This window comes from Serratia sp. CY33525, assembly GCF_052169115.1.
Lineage (GTDB): Bacteria > Pseudomonadota > Gammaproteobacteria > Enterobacterales > Enterobacteriaceae > Serratia > Serratia sarumanii.
This window is the reverse complement of record NZ_JBJNLK010000010.1, coordinates 98888-114803: the sequence shown is the minus strand read 5'-3', so window position 1 is coordinate 114803 and position 15916 is coordinate 98888. Positions and strand designations below refer to the sequence as shown.

Below are 15916 nucleotides of genomic sequence, written 5' to 3'. Positions count from 1 at the left end.
GGCGCCTGCATGGGGGCTTCATGCAGCAGTTGTTACAGCTTGTCGAGCAGCACAAGGCCGGTATGCCGGTCGGGATCTTTTCCGTCTGTTCCGCCCATCCCTGGGTTCTGAAGGCCGCGCTGCGGCAGGCCAAAGCGCGCGGCACGCCGGTATTGGTGGAGGCGACGTCCAACCAGGTCAATCAGTTCGGCGGCTATACCGGCCAAACGGCGGCCCAGTTCCGCGATGCGCTGTGGCATCTGGCGGATGAGGTTGGCCTGGCGCGCGATCGCGTGTGGCTGGGCGGCGATCACCTGGGGCCCAACGCCTGGCAAGATCGCCCGGCTCAGGAGGCGATGGCGCTGGCGGAAACCTTGATCGACGATTACGTTCGCGCCGGATTTCGCAAGATTCACCTCGATTGTTCCATGTCGTGCGCCGGCGATCCCTCGCCCCTGGGGGATGCCACGGTCGCCGAGCGTGCGGCGCGCTTGTGCGCGGTGGCGGAGCGGGCCTGGATGCAGAGCGGCGGCGAAGCGCCGGTCTATGTGATTGGCACCGAAGTGCCGGTGCCGGGCGGCGCGCAGGAGGCGCTGGCGAGTCTGCAGGTCACCACGCCGCACGCGGTGGCGCAAACGCTGGAAACGCACCGTATCGCCTGGCAACAGGCCGAGCTGAACGATGCCTGGCAGAGAACCATCGCGCTGGTGGTGCAGCCGGGCGTCGAGTTCGATCACCACCGCGTCGAACGCTATCAGCCGCAGCGCGCCGACGCATTGAGCCATTTCATCGAACGCCAGCCGGGCATGATCTATGAAGCGCACTCCACGGACTATCAGCCGCCGCAGGCCTACCGCCAACTGGTGCGCGATCACTTCGCCATCCTGAAGGTGGGGCCGGCGCTGACCTTCGCGCTGCGCGAAGCGCTGTTCGCCCTCGATCGCATCGAGCGTGAATGGCTGGGGGAGCGCCAGTCGGCGCAGCTGTGCGCCACGCTGGAGCAGGTGATGCGCGAGCAGCCGCAGCAGTGGAGCCGCTACTACCACGGCACGCCGCACCAACAGTACCTCGATCGCCACTACAGCCTGAGTGATCGGGTTCGTTACTACTGGCCGCAGCCGCAGGTGCAGCAGGCGGTCGACGGGCTGCTGGACAACCTGCGCCGCAGCCCGGCGCCGCTGGCGCTGCTCAGCCAGTACCTGCCGGATCAGGCGCGGGCGCTGAACGCCGGCGAATTGAGCGCCGATCCGCAAGAGTGGGTGCTGCATAAAGTGACGCAGGTGCTCGACGATTACCACGCCGCCTGCTACCCGGAGGGCCGCTGACATGCCGAACATTTTAATGACCCGCATCGACAATCGTCTGGTGCACGGCCAGGTGGGCGTGACCTGGACCAACACCCTCGGCGCCAACCTGGTGGTGGTGGCCAACGACGAGGCGGCCGCCGATCCGGTGCAGCAGAACCTGATGGACATGGTGGTGGCGGAAGGGGTGCAGACCCGCTACTTCACGCTGCAGAAAACCATCGACGTGATCCACAAGGCGGCGGATCGGCAGAAGATTTTTCTGGTGTGCAAAACGCCGCAGGATGTGTTGACGCTGGTGCGCGGCGGGGTGCCGATCCGTTTCGTCAACGTCGGCAACATGCACTTCGCCGAGGGAAAGCGGCAGGTGCACAAAACGGTGTCGCTGGACGACGGCGACGTGGCCGCGTTTCGCGCGTTAGCGGCGCTGGGCGTGGAGTGCGAAGTGCGCCGGGTGCCGGATGAGGCGGGCGAGGCGATCGGCAAACTGCTCTTTTGAGCCAGGGGGAAAGCATGTTGACGGATGCGTTATTGATTGCGCTGTTGGCCGGGCTGGCGGGGGTGGATCTGTTCGACGGCCTGACCCACTTCCATCGGCCGGTGGTGATGGGGCCGCTGGTGGGGCTGATTTTGGGCGATGTCTACACCGGGTTGCTGGTGGGCGGCACGCTGGAGCTGGTGTGGATGGGGATGGTGCCGCTGGCGGGCGCCCAACCGCCGAACGTGGTGATCGGCGGGGTGATCGGCACCGCGTTCGCCATTCTGACCAAGGCCGATCCTAAAGTGGCGATCGGCGTGGCGGTGCCATTCTCGATTGCGGTGCAGGGCTGCATCACGCTGCTGTTTACGCTGTTCTCGCCGATGATGCACCGCTGCGATCGCATGGTGAAAGAGCTGAACTGGCGCGGCGTCGAACGGGTGAACTATCTCGGCATCGGCATCCTGTTCATCTTCTATTTCGTGGTGGCGTTCCTGCCGATTTACTTCGGCGCCGATGCGGCCAGCGCCATGGTGCAGAAAGCGCCGGGTTGGCTGCTGGACGGGCTGGCGGTGGCGGGCGGCATGATGCCGGCAATCGGCTTCTCGCTGCTGATGAAGGTGATGATGAAAAAAACCTACGTGGCCTATTTTATCCTCGGCTTTATCTCGGTCACGTTCCTCAAGCTGCCGATCCTGGCGGTGGCGCTGGGCGCCCTGGCGATCGCCCTGATCGATTTCTTCAACACGCAACGCGGCGCGGCAGAGGCGACGGCCCGGCCCGCTCCGCAGGAGGACGCCGAAGATGGCATTTAACGATTCCGACGATCTGCTGGCGCAAAAGGCCGAGCAACGCATGGCGCAGGCGCTGGCCACCAGCCAGGTGGAGCAGGACGACTATCTGGACAGCCAGCCCGCCGAAGCGCTGACGCGCGGCGACATCAATCGAATGGCCTGGCGTTCGCTGCTGTTGCAGGCGTCGTTCAACTATGAACGCATGCAGGCCGGCGGCTGGCTGTACCAGCTGATCCCCGGGCTGCGCAAGATCCACCGCAACCCGCAGGATCTGGCCAACTCGATGAAGATGCACATGGAATTTATCAACGTGCACCCGTTCGACGTCACCTTCCTGTCCGGCCTGGTGCTGGCGATGGAGCAGAACAAGGAGAAGATCTCCACCATTCGCGCGGTGAAAGTGGCGCTGATGGGGCCGCTCGGCGGCATCGGCGACGCGCTGTTTTGGCTGACGCTGCTGCCGATCTGCGCCGGGATAGGCGCTTCGCTGGCATTGGAGGGCAGCCTGTTCGGGCCGATCGTCTTCCTGCTGCTGTTCAACCTGTTCCACTTCGGCCTGCGCTTCGGGCTGGCGCACTACGGCTATCAGGCCGGCACCAGCGCGCTGGCGCTGTTGAAGACCCACACCCGGCGCATTTCTCACGCCGCGTCGATCGTCGGCATGACGGTGATCGGCGCACTGGTGGCCTCGTATGTGCATCTGTCCACGCCGTTGGTGATGCATGCCGGCAAAGCCAGCGTGGCGCTGCAGACAGACGTGCTGGACAAGTTGATGCCCAACTTGTTGCCGCTGTGCTTCACGCTGCTCATTTTCTTCCTGATGAAGCGCGGTTTCTCGCCGGTGAAGCTGATTGGCGTCACCGTAGCGATCGGCGTAGCGGGCAAATTTATCGGCATTTTGTGAGGAGCGGGCTATGCCAGGCATTGTGATTACCGGCCACGGCGGCTTCGCCACCGGGCTGTTGCAGGCGGTGGAGCAGGTGGTGGGGCCGCAGCCGCACTGCGCGGCGGTCGATTTCCCCGAACAGATGAGCACCGCGCAGCTCAACGATGCCTTGCGCTCGGCGCTGGCGGCGGTGGCGCAACCGGACGGCGTGGTGTTTCTCACCGACATGCTCGGCGGCTCGCCGTTCCGCAGCGCCTGCGAACTGGCGGATGCGCAGGGCGATTGCGAAGTGCTGACCGGCGTCAACATGCAGCTGGCGGCGGAAATGATGCTGGAGCGCGACGGGTTGAGCCTGGATGAGTTTCGCGAGGTGGCGCTGGCGTGTGGCAAACGCGGCCTGACCAGCCTGTGGCATGAGCGCCGCCGGGGGAAATGTGAAGACGTGCCGGCCGACGGCATCTGAACGAACGCCGGGCGCGGCCGCGCCCGGCTCTGTGTGTTATGCCGGCAGCGGGCTCAGCGCCAGGCGCGCCGCTTGATCTTCGCTGCGGCTGAAGCGCCAGCAGGTCTGGTGGTACTTCGCCACGCTGTTGCGGTGCGCCACGCTGATCAGCGTGACCTCCGGCAGTTCATCCACCAGCAGGCAGTACATCAGCTGTTCGGTTTCGTCGTCCAGCGCGCTGGTGGCTTCGTCGAGGAACAGGATGTTCGGGCGAATCAACAGGGCGCGGGCGAACGCCAGCCGCTGTTGCTCGCCCGGCGACAGGCGATGGCTCCAGTTGGCGGAGGTATCCAGCCAACGCTGCAGGTGCTTCAGGCGGCAGTTTTCCAGCACTCGCATCAGCTGCGGATCGCTGTATTCCGACGCCAGGCTCGGGTAGCTCAACGCTTCGCGCAGCGTGCCGATCGGAATGTAGCTGCGCTGCGGCAGGAACAACGTGTTGGCATTGGCCGCTACCCCGATGGCGCCCGCGCCGTAAGGCCAGATACCGGCGATGGCCCGCAGCAGCGTCGACTTGCCGCAGCCGGAAGGGCCGACGATCAGCAGGCGATCGCCGCGTTGCAGCGTCATCTCGGCGCCGGCCAGCAGCGGCTGGCCGTCGGGCAAGTGCATGCTGAGGTTGCTCAGCGTCAACGGATGGGCGGTCTCTTCCCGCAGCTGAATGCCGCGCGGCTGATGATGCACCTGATCGACGGCGGCGTTGAAGCCGGCCAGACGGTTGACGCAGGCTTTCCAGGTCGCCAAATCGTTAAATGCGTCGATGAACCACGACAGCGCACCCTGTACCTGGCCGAAGGCCGAGGCGATCTGCATCAGGCCGCCCATCTGAATGGCGCCGGAGAAGTAGCGCGGCGCCGCCACCAGCAGGGGAAACACGATGGCGAACTGGCCGTAGAAGTTGGTGGCGATGTTCAGCCGCCGGGTGATGCGCATAATAGCCCACCAGTTGCTGCGAATGGTGTCAAAACGGTCGCCCAGCTGCTGCGCCTCGCGCGGTTCGCCGTGGTACAGCGCGATGGCGTCGTTGTTTTCACGGATGCGGATCAGGCCGAAACGGAAGTTTGCCTCATACCGTTCCTGGTTGAAGCCCAGCATGACCAGCGGTTTGCCGACCCACCAGATCAGCAGCGATCCCAGCACCGCATACAGCAGCGCGAACCACACCATATAACCGGGCAGCGTGATAGCGTGCTGGCCGAGCGCGAAGGTCATCGGCCCGCTGACGTGCCATAGGATGTCGATAAAGGAAAACAGCGTCACCAGGCTGGAGAGCAGCCCGAGCGACAGCGACAGGGTATATTGGGTCAAGACGTTGAGATCTTCGGCAATACGCTGATCGGGGTTATCGACGATCTGCTGCTGCTCGGCGTGGTAATACGTCTGGTGCGCCAGCCATTTTTCCATGAACTTTTCCGTCATCCAGCGCCGCCAGCGCATCTGCAGCCCCTGAGTCAGGTAGATCTTGTAGACCGCCAGCACGATGAAGATCAGCGCCAGATAGGTAAAGCGCCACAGCTGCGCCTTGAATACCGGGTAGTTTTTGTTCTGCAGCGCATCGTAGAACACTTGATTCCACTGGTTGATCTGCACGCTGATATAGACCAGACCGAGTGACAGGACGACGATGGCGATCAGCATCATCCAGGCGCGCCATCGCTCCTCCGACACCCAAAAGGGTTTGATCAGCTGCCACACGGCGTGTTTCTGCAGGGGGGTTGCGTTCATAACGGCTCGATAATTGCGGTATTTCGTTCAGCATGGGCTGCGGGACGGTAACAAACAAACCGCGACTGTAAGCAGTTTTAACTCCGCTAACCGTTTGAAATAAGGTGGCTGAATCGACAGCGGCACGCCGACGGGCGCAATTGCGGCATACACTCCACCGCCGGGCGGTTATACTGGCGCCGAATTTTTGCAGAAAGGATAAACGATGAAGGCTTGGTTTCCCCTGTTGCTGACCTGCGGCGTCTTCGCCGGCGCCCGGGCCTGGGCGCACATTGACGAGCCGGACATCGCCGCCGACTGCCAAAAGGTGGCGAGCTACGCCGAACTGGGAAAAAAGGCCTATCAGCGGCAGGATTACGCCAAAGCTGCCGACATCTTTCGCGATCAGGCGGCCTGGAGCGAGTTTTGCGGCCTGAGCGAGCAGGCCATCGCCACGGCCTACAACAACGTGGCGCTGTCGCTGATGCGCGCCGGGGAATTGCTCAAGGCACAGGCCTACCTGGCGCTGGCGCCGCACGATGACAAATCGCAGCACAACATGAGCCTGTTGCGCCAACGCCTGGCGCAGCCGCCGCAGCCGCAGGGGCCGGGCGGCGTGTATTGGCAATACGCCGGGCGCGGCGTGTGGAGCGAAGTGGCGGTGAAGCCGCATGGCGAGCGCTGGCTGATCGATTTTTCCGGCTACGCCATGCCGCAGATGGGGCTGTATTACGGGCCGAACATGGGTGACTTCACCGCCGAGCTGCCAATCGAGCACGGCAAAGCGGTCTACCATCAGCATGACTCGGAAAGCGCGCAGGTCTGCGACGTCACGCTGGAATTTGGCGAGCAAGCGCTGGAGATGCACACGCGGGGGGATTGCGGGTTCGGTCACAACGTGCGCGCGGAAGGGCGGTTCGTGCGGGTCGAATGACCCGCCCCGGCAGCCGGGACGGGAAAGGTAGATTACGCCAGCGCGGCGGCGCCCAGCAGGTTTTTCCAGGCTTCCACGTTACCCAGATAGTTGCCGGCCGGCAGCAGATGCAGACGGCCTTCGCTGTCCTGCAGCGCAAAGGTCGGGAAGCCCTGGCCTTGCACTTTGGCCAGTAGCGCCCGGCTTTCCGCGATGTGCTGCGCGGTTGGCGCGCCGGTGTTGAAACGCATTTCGGCGATAAACGCCGCCGAAGGCAACCCCAATTCTTTCGCCAACGCTTCCAGCACCGGCGTATCGGCGATGCGCCGGCCTTCTTGATAGTGCGCCTGCTGAATGCGGTGCAGCATGTCCAGCCCGCGTCCCGCCAGCTTTTCCGCCGCCAGGATAGCGGTAATCGGCGGCTCGGAATCCATCACCGCCGTGGTGTCGCGCAGCAGGCCGTTGAAATAGGCTTCGCCAAAAGGCTGGCTCGTCATCTCGGCGATGCGTTTGTCGTGCGGAATGACGTAGTTGCGCCATTCGTCGGTAATCTGACGGCGGTTGTTGCCGGTCATCATGCCGCCGGCATGCGGCACGATCTTCAGCCCGGGGATGCTCTGAGCCGCTTTCACCAATGGTGCGGCGCCGTAGCACCAGCCGCACAGCGGATCGAAAATGTAATGCAGAGTGGTTTCGGTCATCTTTACTCCTCGCCTGGCGCGCGGCAGCTCACCGCGGCGCCAGGGCTGGTTCAATCACGCACGGGCGCTTATTGCGGCCACTTCATCTCGCCTTTCAGCACTTTCGCGCTCAGTTCCAGGCTCGACTCGTCTTTCAGCGTCGGGTAGTGCTTTTTCATCGCCTCAATCAGCGCGGCGGAATCCTTGGCCTTCGGCAGCTCGGCTTCCAGCGTGGTCAGGTATTTCTGGGTAAAGTGCACCGATGCCAGCGTTTGCGCTGCGCCCGGCAGGAAGTGGCCCGGCACCACGACCTGCGGCTTCAGCGCTTCGATGTTTTTCAGCGTCTGCTGCCAGTGCTGGCGCGATTCCACGCTCTGGTTGTCGGCGATCCACGGGTGGATGTTGTCACCGGCGACCGCGACACCGCCCACTACCGCTTTCAGCGCCGGGATCCACACGAAGGTGCGATCGGGGGTCGGGCCGTTCAGGCCTTTCACTTCCACTTTCTGGCCGTCGATGGTGAAGCTGTCGCCCTGCAGCGGCTGCGGCACGATCACGGTTTTCGGCGCGTTGTCTTTCAGGATCGGGCCCCAATAGGCGACTTTACCGTCTTTGGTAGCGTTGATGTCCTTGATGGTGCCTGTCGAAGCGATGATTTTCGCCTCCGGGAAGGCCGCTTTAATCACGTCCAGACCGAAATAGAAATCCGGGTCTGAGTGGCTGATGTAAACGGTGGTCAGTTTCTTGCCGGTCGCCTTGATCTTTTTCACCAGCTCTTCAGCGTCGTTGCGTTGGAACTGAGCGTCGATCAGCGCCACTTCGTGTTTGCCGCTGATGATTTCGGAAGACACCGGGAACACGCTTTTCTCGCCCGGGTTATACACTTCCATGGTCAGGGTATCGGCCGCGGTGGCGTAGGTGCTGAGGGTGGCGACGCCGGTGAAGGCCAGAGTTAACAGTGATTTCTTAAACATGGGCAGAGGTCCTTAGGTATCGGTTAATGTTGTAATGATGTTAGGTTGCATAAAGCGATAGAAAAACCGGATAATAAGCAATTATTCGTTGCATAAATCGGACTAATTATGGATCGCATTACCGCCGCTGAGGTTTTTGTCACCATCGTCGATCGCGGCAGCATGATCGCCGCCGCGGAAACGCTGGAGATGTCGCGCGCGATGGTGACGCGCTACCTGGCGCAGATGGAGCAATGGGCCGGGGCGCGTTTACTGCACCGCACTACCCGTAAGCTTAGTCTGACCGACGCCGGGGAGCGCACTCTGGAACGCTGCCGGCAAATGCTGGCGCTGGCGGGGGAGATCGACCTGGTGGAGGAAGGGCAGAGCGATGAGCTGCGCGGCCTGCTGCGCATCACCTGTTCGCAGTCGCTCGGGCAAACGGCGCTGGTGGGGGCGGTCGCTCAGTATCTGAAGCGCCACCCGCAGGTGGCGGTCGATCTGCAGATGAACAATCGGGCGGTGAACCTGGTGGAAGAGCGCATCGATCTGGCGCTGCGCATCACCAACGAGCTGGATCCCAACCTGATCGCCCGCCCGCTGTCCACCTGCGCATCGGTGGTGTGCGCCGCGCCGGCATATCTGGCGGCGCACGGCACCCCGCGTCAACCGCAGGATCTGGCGTTGCACAACTGCCTGACCTACTCCTATTTCGGCAAAAGCCTGTGGCACTTCGATGCTCAGGGCGTGAAATCGGCGGTAGCGGTCAGCGGCAACCTGAGTGCCAACGAGTCGGTGGTGCTGATGGCCGGCACGGTGCAGGGGGCGGGCATTTCCATGCAGCCCTATTATTCGGCGGCGCCGCTGCTGGCCAGCGGCGAACTGGTCGAACTGTTGCCGGATTACCGGCCGCAGTCGATGGGCATATACGGCATCTATACCTCACGCCGCCAGATGCCCGCCACCTTGCGCACCATGCTGGACTTTTTGGTGGAGTGGTTCGCCACCGATCAGCAGTGGCAGGCGACGCTGCGCTGATGCTTCGGCAATATTCCCACGCCGCTTTCAGCGCCTGACGGCGGCGGCCAGCCGGGCGACAAAGGTGGCGGCCTGCTGATGAAGGTGGTCGATAAAGGCCGTCACCAGCGCCGACGAGGGGCGGTGTAGCGGCCGAATCAGGCTGACGGTGAACGGCACGTCGATGCTGAACGGCCGCACGTGCACGCCGTTGCCGGCATAGTCGAGCGCCGTCAGCGGGTTGACGATCGACACCCCCACGCCGGCCCTCACCATGGCGCATACCGATGCCGCGCTGTGCGTTTCCATCACCATGCGGCGCTCGACGCCCTGCTCGCCGAACAGCGTATCCAACAGGTGGCGATAGCTGTCGGTGCTCGACAGGCTGATAAAGTTCTGCCCGGCGAAGTCCTGCGGCGTCAGCCGATCTTTCAGCAGCAGCGGGTGGCCCGTCGGCAGCACGCACACTTCGTTCAACGTCATCAGCGTCACCCGCTCGGTGCCCGCCGGCGTCAGGGTGGTTTCCGTCAGCCCGAGATCGTGGCGCTGGGCCGACAGCCACTCTTCCAGCAGCGGCGACTCTTGCGGGATAACGCTGAAGCTGACTTCCGGGTAACGTTCGATAAAGGGCCGGCACACCGCCGGCAGCAGCGATTGGGAAAATACCGGCAGGCACACGATCGACAGCTGCGCCTGCTGAAACTGGCGGATGCCGGCGGCGGCGTTGACGATGCGATCGAGGCCGTAATAGGAGCGCTGCACCTCTTCGAACAACCGTAGGCCCTGCACGGTAGGGGACAAGCGACCGCGCACCCGATCGAACAGCTGCAGCCGGATCAGCTTCTCAAAGCGCGCCAGCTCGCGGCTGACGGTCGGTTGCGAGGTTTGCAGCAGGGCCGCCGCCTCGGTCAGGTTGCCGGTGGTCATCACCGCCCGAAAGATTTCGATCTGCCGCAAAGAGATGCTGTGCATGGCGAGGGCGCTCGATTAAGGGGAAAGCCATATCATAAATGAATAGACTACGGCTAAATAGATATTTTCCACCCGATTCAGCGTGCGGCACTATGGCGTTATCTGCCGTCATTTTCGAATTGGGAATATCGCCATGCCACGCCCGTTGCACGACACCTCCACCGCGTTGAACGCCACCAACCTGCTGGCCTTGCCGCAGCGTTTCGGCTGCCCGGTTTGGGCCTATGATGCGGACATCATCAGCCAGCTCATCGCTCAGCTGCGCCATTTCGACACTATCCGTTTCGCACAGAAGGCCTGTTCGAACATTCATATTTTGCGCTTGATGCGCGAGCAGGGCGTGAAGGTGGATTCGGTGTCGCTGGGCGAGATCGAGCGGGCGCTGCAGGCCGGTTTTCAGCCGGGCGGCGAACCGAGCGAAATCGTGTTTACCGCGGACGTGTTGGATCACGCCACGTTGGCGCGCGTCAGCGAATTGAAGATCCCGGTCAACGCCGGTTCCATCGACATGCTGGATCAGCTCGGCCAGGTTTCCGCAGGGCACCCGGTGTGGCTGCGCATTAACCCGGGGTTTGGCCACGGCCATAGCCAGAAAACCAACACCGGCGGCGAGAATAGCAAGCACGGTATCTGGTATGCCGACCTGCCGCAGGCGGTGGAGAAAATTCGCCGCTACGGCCTGAAGCTTGTCGGCGTGCACATGCACATCGGTTCCGGCGTCGATTACCAGCATCTGGAGCGCGTCTGCGATGCGATGGTGCAGCAGGTGATCGATCTCGGTCATGATATCAGCGCCATTTCCGCCGGCGGTGGCCTGTCTATCCCGTACCAGTACGGCGAAGAGGCGATCGATACCGAACACTATTTCGGGTTGTGGAACCGGGCGCGTGAACGCATCGCCGCGCATCTGGGGCATCCGGTGCAGCTGGAGATCGAACCGGGGCGTTTCCTGATGGCGGAAGCGGGCGTCTTGGTGGCCGAGGTGCGGGCGGTAAAAGACATGGGCAGCCGCCACTTCGTGCTGGTGGACGCCGGTTTTAACGATCTGATGCGCCCGGCAATGTACGGCAGCTATCACCATATTTCGCTGTTGCCGGCCGATGGGCGCGACACCTCGCGGCAAGCGCTGCGCGAGACGGTAATTGCCGGGCCGCTGTGCGAATCCGGCGACGTGTTCACCCAGCAGGCGGGCGGCGGCGTGGAAACCCGCGAACTGCCGCCGGTGCAGATCGGCGATTATCTGGTGTTCCACGACACCGGCGCCTACGGCGCGTCGATGTCCTCCAACTACAACAGCCGCCCGCTGTTGCCCGAAGTGCTGTTCGAAAACGGCGAACCGCGGCTGATCCGCCGCCGCCAGACCATCGAAGAGCTGATCGCGCTGGAGCTTATCTGATAAGCGGGCGGGCGTGCTGCGCCCGCTTTACAGCGTCATGCGGCGGTGCTGGCCATTGGGCAATTGCACATCCAGCGACAGCGTGCCGCCCATGGCCTCGATATAGCGTTTGAGCGATGACAGTTTGATTTCGCTGCCGCGCTTTTCCAAATTGGCGACGGAGGGTTGGCTGATGCCGAGCCGCTTCGCCAATTCAACCTGAGAGACCGCCAGCTCTTCCCTCAGCATCGCCAGCCGCAGCTCGAAAATCTCCTGGTCCGCTTTTTGCCTGGCGGCGGCAACGACGGCGGGATCGAGTTTATCGATCAGTTGGGATAAAGGTTTGGCCATCTGCACTACCTCCGGGTTGCCAGATAATGTGAAAACTCCATGGCGGCGATGGGCAACATGCGCTGGTAAAAGCGTTTGTCGCCGGTTTTATCGCCACCGCACAGCAATACCGCTTGCCGCTGTGGGTCAAAGGCGAAAAATACCCTGAAAGGGCGCCCGCGATGTTGAATGCGTAGCTCCTTCAACTGCCGGACCGCGTCGGAAAAATGCAGCGTATCGGCATGCGGCCGCGTCAACTGCGGGCCGAACGTCTGTAATTTGAAGATCGCCGCCAGGATACTTGTTTGCTGGGCGTTGTTCAGCGCTAAAAACCAGTCGTCGAACCGTTCGACGGTCACCACTTGCCACATGACGCGCTCCGAATATAGCGTTTATGCTATATAGTGTAAAGGTTATTGTGCCAACAATATGCACGAACGCTGGGAGCGGAAAAAATCCAAAAGCGGGAAATGCGGCGGGCTGCGCAATCTGAGCGCATGGGTGATGGCTCACCCATGCGGCGGCGCGAATTACGGCTGTTCGTGCGCGTTGTTGAGGGTGGCGACCGAGTGGCGGCGCACCAGCGTCGGGCTGAACATGTTGGTGATTTCCGGCAGCGGTTGACGATTGGCCAAGGCCAGGGCCAGTTCCGCCGCCTGGGTCGCCATCGCCACGATCGGGTAGCGAACGGTGGTCAGGCGCGGCCGCAGGTAGCGCGAAATCAGCACGTCGTCGAAACCGATCAGCGAAATTTGCCCCGGTACGTCGACGCTGTTGTCGCTCAGCACCGAAAGCGCGCCGGCGGCCATCGGATCGTTGTAGCAGGTAACGGCGGAGAACGAGCGGCCGCGGCCGAGCAATTCGGTCATCGCCTGTTCGCCGCCGATCTCGTCCGGTTCGCCGTAGGCGATCAGCTTTTCATCCACCGCAATGCCGTGCTCCTGCAGCGCGTCGAGATAGCCTTGCAGGCGATCGGTGGCGTCGGAAATCTGGTGGGTGGAGCAGATGATGGCGATGCGCTGATGCCCTTGCTGGATCAGATGACGGGTCGCCAGCCAGGCGCCGTAGCGATCGTCGAGCGCCACGCAGCGCGTTTCAAAACCCGGCAGCGTGCGGTTGATCAGCACCATGCCCGGGATCTGCTGCATCCAGCCGCCAAGTTCCCGATCGCTCAGACTCTTGGCGTGCACCACCAGCGCCTCGCAGCGATGTCGCACCAGCTGTTCAATCGCCTGACGCTCTTTTTCGGCGTCGTGGTAACCGTTGCCAATCAGCAGAAAATTGTGGGTGGCGTAGGCCACCTGCTCGACCGCTTTGACCATCGCCCCGAAGAAGGGGTCGGAAACGTCGGAGACGATCAGGCCCAGCGTTTCGGTGGACTGCTGCGCCAGCGCCCGTGCGTTGGCATTGGGGTGATACTGCAGCTGTTCCATGGCGGCCAGCACCGCGGTGCGCGACCCTTCGCTGGCCTTGGGGGAATTGTTTATCACGCGGGATACCGTGGCCACGGAAACACCCGCCAGCCTGGCAACATCCTTTATCGTAGCCATATCAGTCAACACATCCTGGGTAATCGCTTACATCCCCCAGTTTTGCGGAAAAAAACCGGGGCTGCAAGCGGTGTTGTGCGCAACTTGTGGCGGCCGTTGCAGAATCTTTTCGCGGCTGCGCGCATAACCGTCGGCCGCCGAACGATAGCGCAATTTGTACGTTGGCACTGGCGACGGGCTGAGGTAACGTCTGTGCATTCCGATTTGCGCCGAGAACGCCATGTCCATTAAACGCTATCCGCAGCTCGCCCATTGGGGCGCCTATACCGCCGTGGTTGAAGACGGCCGGCTTATTCGCTGTGAACCCTTCGCCGACGATCCCGACCCTTCGCCGTTGCTCGATTCCATCGTACCGATGGTTTACTCCGACAAACGTATCCACAAGCCGGCGGTGCGCCGCTCGTGGCTGCAAAAGCGCGAGGGCAGCGACCGCACGCTGCGCGGCAGGGAAGATTTCGTCGAAGTGGACTGGGAACTGGCGCTCGATTTGGTGGCGCAGGAGAATCGCCGGGTGCGCGATCGCTACGGCGCCTCCGGGCTGTTTACCGGCTCTTATGGCTGGTCGTCGGCCGGGCGCTTGCATCATGCGCGCTCGCTGGTGCGACGGTTCTATTTCAGCGGCGGCGGCGGGGTCGATCAGCAGGGCAACTACAGTTGGGGCGCGGCGCAGTTTTTCCTGCCGTATGTGATCGGCACTTTCTCGCCGTTGACCGGGCGCGTCACCAGTTGGCCAAGCGTGGTGGAGCATTGCGAGCTGTTTGTGGCGTTTGGCGGGCTGGCGCTGAAAAATGCCCAGGTCTCTTCCGGCGGCGCGGCGGAGCATGCGCTCAAACCCTGGCTGCAAAAGCTGGCGCACAAGGGCACGCCGGTTGTCAACATCAGCCCGATGCGCGACGACTGCCCCGGGTTCGTCAACGCGGAGTGGATCCCGATCCGGCCGAATACCGACGTGGCGCTGATGCTGGCGCTGGCTTACGAAATTCAGCGGCTGGGCGCGCAGGACGAAGCCTTCCTGCGCAGCCACTGCGTGGGCTATCAACAGTTGGCGGATTACCTGAACGGCGTGAGCGACGGCGTGGCGAAAACGCCGGCCTGGGCCAGCGCCATTACCGGCATTCCGGCGGCGCGCATCGCCCTGCTGGCGCGGCAGCTGATCGGCGTGCGCAGTTTTATCACCTGTTCCTACTCCGTACAGCGCGCGCACCGCGGCGAGCAACCCTATTGGATGATGATCGCGCTGTCGTCGATGTTGGGCCAGGTGGGCCTGCCGGGCGGCGGCTTCTCGTTCGGCCACGGCTCGATGAACGGCGTCGGCAACCCGCGCGTGGACACCCCCGCGCCGACCATGCCGGTAGGGGAAAACCCGGCCGGGCTGGCGATCCCGGTGGCGCGCATCTGCGACATGCTGCTGTACCCCGGCGAAACCTATCAATTTTGCGGCGAGACGCGGCAGTACCCGGATATCCACCTGGTGCACTGGGCCGGCGGCAACCCGTTCCATCACCATCAGCAGTTGAATCGGCTGGTGGAGGGCTGGCAGAAGCCGGATACGGTGATCGTACAAGATATCTGGTGGACGGCGGCGGCCAAAATGGCGGATATCGTGTTGCCGGTCACCAGTTCGCTGGAGCGCAACGACATCGGCGGCTCCTCGCGCGATCGCTACGTGCTGGCGATGCATCAGGCGATTGCGCCGCAGCATCAGGCGCGCAACGATTTCGATATCTTCGCCGATCTGGCGGAGCGCCTGGGCTATCGCGAGCGCTTTACCGAAAACCGCGGCGAGCGGGCCTGGATCGAAGATATCTATCGGCAATGCGGCGCAGCGGCGCGCCGGCGTCGCCTGGCCCGAGTTTGAGGATTTTTGGCGCCGGGGCTATGTCGAACTGCCCGCGCCGGCCAAGGAGTTCGTATTTTTTGACGCGTTCCGCGCCGATCCGCAGGCTAACCCGCTTCAGACGCCCAGCGGCAAGATCGAACTGTTCAGCGAGCGGATCGCCGGTTATCGCTACGAGGATTTCGCTCCGCATCCGCAGTGGCGGCCGCCGGTCGAGTGGCTGGGGGCGCCGCAGGCCAAAACCTGGCCGCTGCATCTGATCTCCATTCAACCGAGCGATCGTCTGCACAGCCAGATGGATCCGGCGCCGCTGGCGCAGGGCAATAAGACCGCCGGGCGCGAAACCCTGTATATGCATCCGGAGGACGCGGCGCAGCGCGGCGTGGCGGACGGTGCCGAAGTGCTGGTCAGCAATGCGCGCGGCAGCTGTTTGGCGGGGGCCTCCCTCACCGACGGCGTGACGCGCGGCGTGGTGCTGATGGCGACCGGCGCCTGGTTCGAGCCGGGTTACGACGCGCAGCGCCGGCCGGTCGAGCAGGCGGGCAACCCGAACGTGCTGACGCTGGATATCGGCACCTCGCCGCTGACGCAGGGGCCGAACGCCATGAGTTGCCTGGTGGAGGTCAGCGCGCGATGAGTGAA

The 15916-nt window shown here is 63.0% G+C and carries 15 protein-coding genes and 1 pseudogene; 9 read left to right on the top strand and 7 right to left on the bottom strand.

Annotated features, from left to right (window positions below; translation table 11 throughout):
- The first annotated feature begins 20 nt into the window (after positions 1 to 20).
- Genes ACJ8IM_RS21245 through agaF form a run of 5 tightly spaced genes read left to right on the top strand, consistent with a single transcriptional unit; the run spans position 21 to position 3904 of the window.
- Positions 21 to 1304, top strand: a complete 1284-nt coding sequence (locus tag ACJ8IM_RS21245; protein WP_039567337.1) for a D-tagatose-bisphosphate aldolase, class II, non-catalytic subunit — start codon at positions 21 to 23, stop codon at positions 1302 to 1304.
- Position 1305: 1 nt separating this feature from the next.
- Positions 1306 to 1782 (top strand): PTS N-acetylgalactosamine transporter subunit IIB, encoded by a 477-nt coding sequence (gene agaV / locus ACJ8IM_RS21240; protein WP_019455696.1) that lies wholly within the window; start codon positions 1306 to 1308, stop codon positions 1780 to 1782.
- Positions 1783 to 1796: 14 nt separating this feature from the next.
- Positions 1797 to 2576, top strand: coding sequence for a PTS N-acetylgalactosamine transporter subunit IIC (agaW, locus tag ACJ8IM_RS21235; RefSeq protein ID WP_033635784.1), 780 nt, complete (start codon positions 1797 to 1799; stop codon positions 2574 to 2576).
- Positions 2566 to 3459 carry a PTS system mannose/fructose/sorbose family transporter subunit IID gene (locus ACJ8IM_RS21230; RefSeq protein WP_016929936.1) on the top strand — a complete coding sequence of 298 codons (894 nt, stop codon included), beginning with the start codon at positions 2566 to 2568 and terminating at the stop codon, positions 3457 to 3459. The genes agaW and ACJ8IM_RS21230 overlap by 11 nt, the downstream gene beginning before the upstream one ends.
- 10 nt (positions 3460 to 3469) lie before the next feature.
- Positions 3470 to 3904, top strand: a complete 435-nt coding sequence (gene agaF / locus ACJ8IM_RS21225) for a PTS galactosamine/N-acetylgalactosamine transporter subunit IIA (RefSeq protein WP_101455644.1) — start codon at positions 3470 to 3472, stop codon at positions 3902 to 3904.
- A 36-nt stretch (positions 3905 to 3940) separates the two neighbouring features.
- Here the strand turns inward: agaF and ACJ8IM_RS21220 are convergent, their stop codons facing one another.
- Entirely contained in the window at positions 3941 to 5668 is a 1728-nt protein-coding gene (locus ACJ8IM_RS21220) for an ABC transporter ATP-binding protein/permease (protein ID WP_101455643.1), read from the bottom strand.
- 205 nt (positions 5669 to 5873) lie between these two features.
- Between ACJ8IM_RS21220 and ACJ8IM_RS21215 the strand changes: the two genes are divergently transcribed.
- On the top strand, positions 5874 to 6581 hold the full coding sequence (locus ACJ8IM_RS21215) for a tetratricopeptide repeat protein (RefSeq protein WP_101455642.1): 708 nt from the start codon (positions 5874 to 5876) through the stop codon (positions 6579 to 6581).
- A gap of 32 nt (positions 6582 to 6613) precedes the next feature.
- On the opposite strand, the gene ACJ8IM_RS21210 is transcribed toward ACJ8IM_RS21215, so the two are convergent.
- Together ACJ8IM_RS21210 and ACJ8IM_RS21205 are read right to left on the bottom strand one after the other, a co-directional pair.
- Positions 6614 to 7261, bottom strand: coding sequence for a DsbA family protein (locus ACJ8IM_RS21210; RefSeq protein ID WP_033654098.1), 648 nt, complete (start codon positions 7259 to 7261; stop codon positions 6614 to 6616).
- 68 nt (positions 7262 to 7329) lie between these two features.
- On the bottom strand, positions 7330 to 8214 hold the full coding sequence (locus ACJ8IM_RS21205; RefSeq protein ID WP_033654099.1) for an MBL fold metallo-hydrolase: 885 nt from the start codon (positions 8212 to 8214) through the stop codon (positions 7330 to 7332).
- A gap of 108 nt (positions 8215 to 8322) precedes the next feature.
- Between ACJ8IM_RS21205 and ACJ8IM_RS21200 the strand changes: the two genes are divergently transcribed.
- Entirely contained in the window at positions 8323 to 9231 is a 909-nt protein-coding gene (locus ACJ8IM_RS21200; protein ID WP_033654100.1) for a LysR family transcriptional regulator, read from the top strand.
- Between the two features lie 27 nt (positions 9232 to 9258).
- Here the strand turns inward: ACJ8IM_RS21200 and ACJ8IM_RS21195 are convergent, their stop codons facing one another.
- Positions 9259 to 10182 carry a LysR family transcriptional regulator gene (locus ACJ8IM_RS21195; RefSeq protein ID WP_033654101.1) on the bottom strand — a complete coding sequence of 308 codons (924 nt, stop codon included), beginning with the start codon at positions 10180 to 10182 and terminating at the stop codon, positions 9259 to 9261.
- 133 nt (positions 10183 to 10315) lie between these two features.
- Between ACJ8IM_RS21195 and lysA the strand changes: the two genes are divergently transcribed.
- Positions 10316 to 11578: a diaminopimelate decarboxylase gene (lysA, locus tag ACJ8IM_RS21190; RefSeq protein ID WP_033654102.1), complete on the top strand. Its 1263-nt coding sequence runs from the start codon at positions 10316 to 10318 to the stop codon at positions 11576 to 11578.
- A gap of 27 nt (positions 11579 to 11605) precedes the next feature.
- Here lysA and ACJ8IM_RS21185 read toward each other — a convergent pair whose 3' ends face one another.
- The 3 genes from ACJ8IM_RS21185 to galR all read right to left on the bottom strand — a co-directional run bounded on the left by ACJ8IM_RS21185 (position 11606) and on the right by galR (position 13437).
- Positions 11606 to 11908 (bottom strand): helix-turn-helix domain-containing protein, encoded by a 303-nt coding sequence (locus ACJ8IM_RS21185; protein ID WP_004931828.1) that lies wholly within the window; start codon positions 11906 to 11908, stop codon positions 11606 to 11608.
- A 5-nt stretch (positions 11909 to 11913) separates the two neighbouring features.
- Complete coding sequence (locus ACJ8IM_RS21180; protein ID WP_033654103.1) at positions 11914 to 12258, bottom strand: type II toxin-antitoxin system RelE/ParE family toxin; 345 nt, start codon at positions 12256 to 12258, stop codon at positions 11914 to 11916.
- 159 nt (positions 12259 to 12417) lie between these two features.
- Entirely contained in the window at positions 12418 to 13437 is a 1020-nt protein-coding gene (gene galR / locus ACJ8IM_RS21175; RefSeq protein WP_033649496.1) for an HTH-type transcriptional regulator GalR, read from the bottom strand.
- A 220-nt stretch (positions 13438 to 13657) separates the two neighbouring features.
- Here galR and ACJ8IM_RS21170 point away from each other — a divergent pair.
- A pseudogene (locus ACJ8IM_RS21170) lies at positions 13658 to 15911 on the top strand (molybdopterin guanine dinucleotide-containing S/N-oxide reductase).
- Positions 15912 to 15916 lie beyond the last annotated feature (5 nt).